The following is an 8,913-nucleotide window of genomic DNA, read 5'->3' as shown; positions in this document are numbered from 1 at the left end:
CCTCCACCGCCACCATCGCCCCATCACCACGCTGCCCCTGCATCAACCGCCCACGCGCCACCACCAACGCCACCGCATCACCCAACGACAACACCCCCGCCACATGAGCAGCAGCCACCTCACCCACCGAGTGGCCCATCACGTAGTCAGGACGAACACCCCAGCTCTCCAGCAGCCGGAACAGCGCCACCTCCAACGCGAACAACGCCGGCTGCGCGAACTCCGTCCGCTCCAACACCTCCGCCTCACCAGCCAACACCCCACCCAACGAACGCCCCAGACGCTCGTCCACCACCGCGCACACCTCGTCGAACGCCGCCCCGAACACCGGGAACGCGGAGCTCAACCCAGCGCCCATTCCCAGCCGCTGCGACCCCTGCCCCGTGAACAGGAACGCCAGCCTGCCGTTGTCGCCGCCGCTCGCGCCGGCGCCGTCGTGGTCCCGCACGAGGTGCGGCGCGGCCACGCCGGAGGCGAGGGCGTCGAGTCCGGTGAGGAGGCCGTCGCGGTCCTCGCCGTGGGCGAGGACGAGGGCGGCCCGGCGTGGCAGCAGCGCCCTGCCGGTGGCGAGGGCGCGGCCGACGTCGGCGGGTCGCAGCTCGGGATGGGCGCCGAGGTGGTCGCGCAGGCGGGCGGCCTGGGCGCGCAGGGCCTCGGCGGTGGCTGCGGAGAGGACGACCGGCAGGGGTGCGTTCGTGTCGGGGGTCTCCTCGTGGCTCGGCTCGCCGGCGAGGTCGGGGGTGGGCTGTTCGAGCACGACGTGGGCGTTGGTGCCGCTGATGCCGAACGACGACACACCCGCCCGCCGCGGCCGGCCCTCCACCTCCGGCCAGTCCTGTTCCCGTGTCAGCAGACGCACCTCGCCCGTCGACCAGTCGACATGGGACGAGGGCGCGTCCACGTGCAGCGTCCGTGGCAGCAGGCCGTGGCGCATGGCCTGCACCATCTTGATCACACCGGCCACGCCCGACGCGGCCTGCGTGTGACCGATGTTCGACTTCACCGACCCCAACCACAACGGCCGACCCGCCGGCCGACCCTGACCATAGGTCGCCAACAGCGCCTGCGCCTCGATCGGATCGCCGAGGGTCGTGCCGGTGCCGTGGGCCTCGACGGCGTCCACGTCCGCCGTCAACAGGCCCGCACCCGCCAACGCCTGCCGGATCACCCGCTGCTGCGACGGACCGTTCGGCGCCGTCAGACCGTTCGACGCGCCGTCCTGGTTGACCGCGCTGCCACGCACCACCGCCAGCACCCGGTGTCCGTTGCGCCGCGCGTCCGACAACCGCTCCACCACCAGGACGCCGACACCCTCACCCCACCCGGTGCCGTCCGCCGCCTCCGCGAACGGCTTGCACCGGCCATCCGCCGCCAACCCCCGCTGCCGGCTGAACTCCACGAACGCCCCCGGCGTCGGCATGACCGTGACGCCGCCCGCCAGGGCCATCGAGCACTCGCCCTGCCGCACCGCCTGCACCGCCAGGTGCAACGCCACCAACGACGACGAACACGCCGTGTCCACCGTCACCGCGGGACCCTCAAGGCCGAGCGTGTAGGCCACCCGGCCCGACGCGACGCTCGCCGCGCTGCCGTTGCCGAGGTATCCCTCCAGCTCGAGGGCCGCCGGGGAGCCGTTGCCGTAGCCGCCGTGGATCAGGCCGGCGAAGACGCCGACGGCCTCACCCCGCAGGCTGTGCGGATCGATCCCGGCATGCTCCACCGCCTCCCACGACGCCTCCAACAACAACCGCTGCTGCGGGTCCATCGCCAACGCCTCACGCGGCGAGATCCCGAAGAACTCCGCGTCGAACTCAGCCGCCCCGTGCAGGAACCCACCCTCCCGCACATACGACGTCCCGACGCGGTCCGGGTCGGGATCGAAGAGCGATCCCAGGTCCCAACCGCGGTCGGTCGGGAACGGCGACACCGCGTCGACCCCCTCCACCACCAACCGCCACAGCTCGTCCGGCGAGGACACCCCACCCGGATACCGACACGCCATCCCCACGATCACCACCGGATCGTCCGCGACGGCGCGGCGAGCGGCCTCGCTCCCGCCCGTCGCCGCCTCGGGGGCGGCCTGCGACGGCGCCTCGGGCGCGAGCTGCGCGCGCAGGTAGCCGGCCAGGGCCTCGGGGGTCGGGTAGTCGAAGACGGCCGTGGCCGGCAGCCGCAGCCCACTCGCCGCGTTGAGCCGGTTCCGCAGCTCCAGCCCGAGCAGCGAGTCGAAGCCGAGTTCCTTGAACGGCCGGCCCGCGGCGACCTCGCCGGCCGTCGCGTGGCCGAGCACGGCGGCGGTCTGGGCGCGCACGAGTTCCACGAGCTCGTCGAGCGAGGCCGTCGCCAGCCGTGCCGGGGACCCGGCGGCTGCCGCGAGGGCCGCCCGGCGGCGGGCGGCCGGGGCCCGCACCAACCCGCGCAGCAGCGGCGGCAGCTCGTCGACGGCGGCCCGTGCGCGCAGCGCGGCGGTGCGCAGGCGGATCGGCGCCACGACGGTCTCCGCGGCGGCGAGGCCAGCGTCGAGGAGCGCGAGCCCGTCGGCCGTCGTCAGCTCCTCGATGCCCGCCCTGCCCATGCGGGCGAGGTCCTCGCGCTGGAGCCCGCCCGTCATGCCGCTGCGCTCGGCCCACAGGCCCCACGCCAGGGACACCGCCGGAAGGCCCTGGGCACGGCGGTGCAGCGCGAGGGCGTCGAGGAACGCGTTGGCGGCGGCGTAGTTGCCCTGGCCCCGGCCGCCGAGGAGGCCGGCCGCCGAGGAGAAGAGCACGAACGCCGACAGCCCGTGGTCGCGGGTCAGCTCGTGCAGGTGCCAGGCGGCGTCCACCTTGGGCCGCAGCACCCGCGTGAGCTGCTCGGGCTCCAGCGCCTCCACCACGCCGTCGTCGAGGACACCGGCCGCGTGCACGACGGCCGTCAGGGGATGCTCCGCGGGGACGCCCGCCAGCAGCTCGGCCACCGCCTCCCGCTCGGCGACGTCGCACGCCGCGACCGTGGCCGTGGCGCCCGCGCCGGCCAGCTCCGCCAGCAGCTCCGCCACGCCCTCGCCCTCCGCGCCGCGGCGGCCGACGAGCAGCAGCCGGCGGACCCCGTGTTCCTCCGCCAGGTGCCGGGCGACGAGGCGGCCCAGGGTTCCCAGGCCGCCGGTGACGAGCACCGTCCCGTTCCCGAAGGGCGCGGGCGAGGGGGCGGACGCGGGGGTGGGGGCGGCCGACGGCATGGTCAGGACGATCTTGCCGATGTGCCGGGCCTGGCTCAGGTACCGCAACGCCTCGGGCGCCCGCCGCACGTCCCACGTGGTCGTGGGGAGCGGCGTCACCACGCCCGCCTCGGCGAGTTCGACCAGTTCGGCCAGCAGCTCCCCGACCCGCTCAGGGCCGGCCTCGACGAGGTCGAACGCCCGGTAGCTGACGTCGTCGCGCGCGGCCCCGTCGCGGATGTCGGTCTTGCCCATCTCGACGAAGCGGCCGCCCGGCGCGAGCAGGCGTTGACCGGCGTCGACGAAGTCGCCGGCGAGTGAGTTCAGGACGACGTCGACGCCGCGGCCGTCGGTGGCGGCGCGGAACGCGTCCTCGAAGTCGAGGGTCCGCGACGACGCGATCCGGTCCTCGGTCAGTCCGCTCGCGCGCAGCACCCCCCACTTCGGTGGGCTGGCCGTGCCGAAGACCTCGGCGCCCCAGTGCCGGGCGAGCTGCACCGCGGCCATCCCGACGCCGCCGGCGGCGGCGTGCACGAGGACGGACTCGCCGCGGTGGAGCCCGGCGAGGTCGCGCAGGCCGTAGGCCGCCGTGAGGAAGGTGATCGGCACCGTGGCGGCCTCCACGAACGACCAGCCGGACGGCATGCGCGTGAGCATCCGCGCGTCCGCGACGGCCGTCGGGCCGAAGGAGCCCGGCAGCAGGCCCATGACCCGGTCGCCGGGGCGCAGGCCCGTCACCTCGGGGCCGACGTCGAGGACGACGCCGGCGCCCTCGCCGCCGAGCCCGTCCTGGTCGTCGCGGGCGGTGACCATGCCGAGGGCGAGGGCGACGTCACGGAAGTTGAGGCCGGCGGCGCGGACGGCGACCCGCACCTGACCGGGCGGCAGCGGCTCGCGCACGCCGGGGCAGGGCACGAGCCGGACGTTGTCCAGCGTCTGTGCCGACGGGCTCCCGCTGCCGGCGTCGACGCTGTCTCCGCCGCCGGCCGCGTCGCCCAGCTCCAGCCGCCAGGCGTCGGGCGCGTCGGGTGGCGGGGTGAGCGCGCGCCCGGACCGTTCGAGCCGCGGCGCGTGGAGGCCGCCGGAGCGGACCGCGAGCTGCGGCTCGCCGCTGGCCACCGCCGACGCCGCGAGGGAGCGCAGCCGGCTCCCGGAACCGCCCTCCTCGTCGACGTCGAGGAGGACGAACCTGCCCGGGTGCTCCGCCTGCGCCGACCGCAGCAGTCCCCACGCGGCGGCGCCCGCGAGATCCCGGACCTCCTCGCCCGGCTGGACGGCGACGGCGCCCCGGGTGACCAGCACCAGCGGGCCCTCGCCCGCCGCGTCCTCGGCGGCGAGGTGGTCGCGCACCAGGGTCAACGCCCGGGTGACGGCGTCGTGGACGGCCACGGGCAGGTCGCCGGAGGAGGGCGTGGGACCGGGGGCCGGCGTGGAGGCAGCGGTGGTGAACTCCACCAGCCTGGTGACGACGCCCTGCTCGTCCCCGCCGGCGGCGTCCGCGCCCCCGTCCCCCTCCGCGTCGTCGGCGCCCTCGGCGCCCTCGCGCGGCGGCGGCGTCACCGACGCCCACACCAGCCGGAACAGCGACTCGTCGGCGACGCGCGAGCCCGCGCGGTCGAGGTCGACGGCGTTGAAGGGGCGGGCGACGAGCGACCCGACCGACAGGACCGGCGCCCCCTCGCCGTCCCACGCCTCGACGGCCACCGCGTCCGGGCCGCGGCCGGTGAGCCGGACCCGCAGGAGGGTGGCGCCGGTCGCGTGAAGGGAGACGTCCCGCCAGGAGAACGGCAGCCGGCCCTCGCCTTCGAGGACCCCGCCCAGGCGCAGCGCCTGGACACCGGCGTCCAGCAGCGCGGGGTGCAGGGCGAACGCGGCGCCCGTGGCGGCACGGTGCTCCGTCGCCTCGGGCGTCAGCTCGACCTCGGCGAGCAGCGCGTCGCCGTGCCGCCAGGCGCGCCGCAGTCCGCGGAACGCGGGGCCGTAGCCGAACCCGGCTTCGGCGGCCCGCTCGTAGAACCGCTCAAGGGGGGCGGCGACGGCGCCCTCCGGGGGCCACGGGGTCATGTCGTCGGGGGGCGTGGCGGTGCCCTCGGCGAGGACGCCGCTCACGTGGCGCGTCCACGCGCCCTCGTCCGCGTCGCCGCCCTCGCGGGCGTGGAGGGTGAGGGTGCGTCGGCCGTCGTCGTCCGGCGCGCCGAGCACCAGCTGCACGCGTAGCTCGCCGTCGTCGGGCACCGCCAAGGGCGCCTCCAGCGTCAGCTCCTCGACGCGCCCACAGCCGACCCGGTCGCCCGCGTGCACCGCCAGCTCCAGCAGCGCCGTGCCGGGCACCAGGACCACGCCGTTGACCGCGTGGTCGGCGAGCCATGGAGAAGTCCGCAGCGAGACGCTCCCGGTGAACAGGTGGCCGCCGCTGTCCACCAACTCCACGCCAGCACCGACCAACGGATGACCCGTCTCACCCAACCCCAGGGCATCAGGGCTACTTGTCGACACATCGCCAACCAACCAGAACCGCTGGCGCTGGAAGGGGTAGGTCGGTATGTCGACCTGGCGGCCGGTTGGCAGAACCTTCGCCCACTCGACGGGTACGCCGTTGACCCAGGCCTCACCCAACGAGGTGAGGAACCGCTCCCAGCCGCCCTCACCCCGCCGCAACGTCCCGACGGCGACGGCGTCCTCGATCCCCACCGCGAGAACCGGATGGGCACTCACCTCGACGAAGACGCCGAAGCCCTGGGCGGCCAGGGCGTGTGTGACCTGGCCGAACCGGACGGTCTGCCGCAGGTTGTCGAACCAGTACTCCGCCGTCAGCTCCGTCGTGTCGATGACCTCCCCGGTGACGGTGGAGTGGAACGGCACTTCCCCCGCCATCGGCTCGACGGACGCCAGATCGGCGAGGATCCGGTCCCGCAGCTCCTCCACCTGCGGCGAATGGGACGCGTAGTCCACGGGGATGCGGCGTGCCCGTACCCCGTCGTACTCGCAGGCCGCCACCAGCTCGTCCAACGCCGCCGGCTCACCCGACACCACCGTCGCCCTTGGCCCGTTCACCGCCGCCACCGACAACCGACCCGGCCACCCACCGATGCGTGTCTCCACCGCATCGACCGGCTCGTTCACCGACACCATCCCCCCACGACCCGCAAGCGCCGCCCGAATCGCCTGGCTGCGCAACGCCACCACCCGCGCCCCATCCGACAACGACAACCCACCCGCCACCACCGCCGCCGCAATCTCCCCCTGCGAATGACCCACCACCGCCGCCGGCTCCACCCCGGCCGAGCGCCACAACCCCGCCAACGACACCATCACCGCCCACAACACCGGCTGCACCACATCCACCCGCCCCAACCACCCCTCCTCCTCCGACTCCAACACCTCAACCAACGACCACTCCACAAACGCAGACAACGCCTCCTCACACGCCCCGATCCACTCCGCGAACACCGGCGACACACCCAACAACTCCCGCCCCATCCCCACCCACTGCGACCCCTGACCCGGAAACACAAACACCGGACCGTCGGCCCCCGGGGCGACCTCACCACGCACCACATCCCCAGCCACCACCACAGCACGACGCGCCAACCCCGCCCGACCCGTCGCCAACGACCACCCCAGGTCCGCCAGGTCGAGGTCCCCAGCGGCGGCGACCTCCCGCACACGTTGCACCAGCTCCGTCAACGCGCCCTCGTCCGCCGCCGACACCACCAACGGCACCACACCGCCGCCCGCGCCGGACCCGACCGGGCGCGGCTCCTCGCCCTCCTCGATCACCACGTGCGCGTTCGTCCCGCTCGCGCCGAACGAGGAGACCGCGGCGCGACGAGGCCGCCCCTGGTCCGGCCAGTCCACCGCCTCGGCCAAGAGGCGCACCTCGCCCGTCGACCAGTCGACGTGGGGAGACGGCTCGTCCACGTGCAGCGTCCGCGGCAACACCCCGTGCCGCATCGCCTCCACCATCTTGATGACGCCACCCACACCCGCAGCCGCCTGCGCATGCCCGATGTTCGACTTCAACGACCCCAACCACAACGGCCGACCCACCGGACGACCCTGCCCATACGTCGCCAACAACGCCTGCGCCTCGATCGGATCACCCAACGTCGTCCCCGTACCATGGCCCTCCACCACGTCCACATCCGCCGTCGACAACCCCGCACTGCTCAATGCCTGACGAATCACCCGCTCCTGCGACGGACCGTTCGGCGCCGTCAGACCGTTCGACGCGCCGTCCTGGTTGATCGCACTCCCCCGCACCACCGCGAGCACCCGATGCCCGTTGCGCCGGGCGTCCGACAGCCGCTCCACCAACAGCAGACCCACACCCTCGGAGAAGCCGGCGCCGTCCGCCGCGGCGCCGAACGCCTTGCAGCGGCCGTCGGGCGACAGGCCCCGCTGCCGGCTGAACTCGACGAAGAGCTGCGGCGTGGACATGACCGTCACGCCGCCCGCCAGCGCCAGATCGCACTCGCCCTGCCGCAGCGCCTGCACCGCCAGGTGCAACGCCACCAACGACGACGAACACGCCGTGTCCACCGTCACCGCAGGACCCTCAAGACCGAAGGTGTAGGCGACCCTGCCGGATATGACGCTGCTGGAGGCGCCCGTCGCGAGGAAGCCCTCGACGTCCTCCGGGACCGTGGTCAGGCGGCTGCCGTAGTCGTGGTACATGACGCCGGCGAAGACGCCGGTCTGGCTGCCGCGCACCGACAACGGGTCGATCCCGGCCCGCTCGAACGCCTCCCACGACGCCTCCAACAGCAGCCGCTGCTGCGGATCCATCGCCAACGCCTCACGCGGCGAGATCCCGAACAACCCCGCGTCGAACTCGGCCGCGCCGTCCAGGAAGCCGCCGTGGCGGGTGTAGGAGGTGCCCGAGTGTTCGGGGTCGGGGTCGTAGAGGGACCCGACGTCCCAGCCGCGGTCCGTCGGGAAGGCCGAGACCGCGTCACCACCCTCCGCCACCAGGCGCCACAGCTCCTCCGGCGAGGACACCCCACCCGGATACCGACACGCCATCCCCACGATCGCGACCGGCTCGTCGAGCGTCGCGCTCGCGACGGACGCCGGTCGTCGCCGTGCGGGTGCCTCGGGCAGGTCGAGGACGCGCAGGCGCAGGAACTCGGCGAGCGCCTCGGGCGTCGGGTGGTCGAAGACGAGGGTGGCGGGCAGGCGCAGCCCGGTCTCCGAGGTGAGACGGTTCCGCAGCTCGACCGCCGTCAGGGAGTCGAAGCCCAGCTCCTTGAAGGCGCGGCCGGCGGCGACGGTCGCGGTGGAGGAGTGGCGCAGGACGGCCGCGACGTTCTCCCGGACGAGGCGGAGGACGACCTTGCGCTGCTCGGGTTCCGCGAGGACGCCGAGTTGCTGGCGCAACGGAGTGGTTCGGGCCGTGTCGCTCGCTCGGCGCCGCCGGACGGGGCGCGGTCCGACGCCGCGCAGCAACGGGGACGCGCCGGGGTGGGAGGCCGCGGCGGCGACGTCGAGACGGGCGGCCACGAGCACGGCGTCCGAGGCGCGTTCGGGGGGCGCGGTGAGCGCGACGTCGAAGAGTTCCAGGGCTTCCTCGGTGGCCATGGGCAGGATGCCGCCTTGCTCCATCCGTGCCTCCTCCGCCACACCCACCCCCGCCGTCAACCCACTCCGCTCCTCCCACAACCCCCACGCCAACGACACCCCAGGCAACCCCAACCCACGCCGATAACCCACCAACC

1 protein-coding gene is annotated in these 8,913 nt (G+C 74.5%); it reads right to left on the bottom strand.

The genetic code is table 11. The features are described 5' to 3' along the window. Nucleotides 1-8,800: SDR family NAD(P)-dependent oxidoreductase (locus ACTWP5_RS31835; protein ID WP_443224666.1), on the bottom strand; the 8,800-nt coding region annotated here is incomplete at its 3' end. Nucleotides 8,801-8,913: the final 113 nt, after the last annotated feature.

This window comes from Streptomyces sp. 4N509B, assembly GCF_052245655.1.
GTDB lineage: Bacteria > Actinomycetota > Actinomycetes > Streptomycetales > Streptomycetaceae > Streptomyces.
The sequence above is the reverse complement of the archived record's forward strand: the minus strand, read 5'-3'. Positions and strand labels throughout refer to the sequence as shown.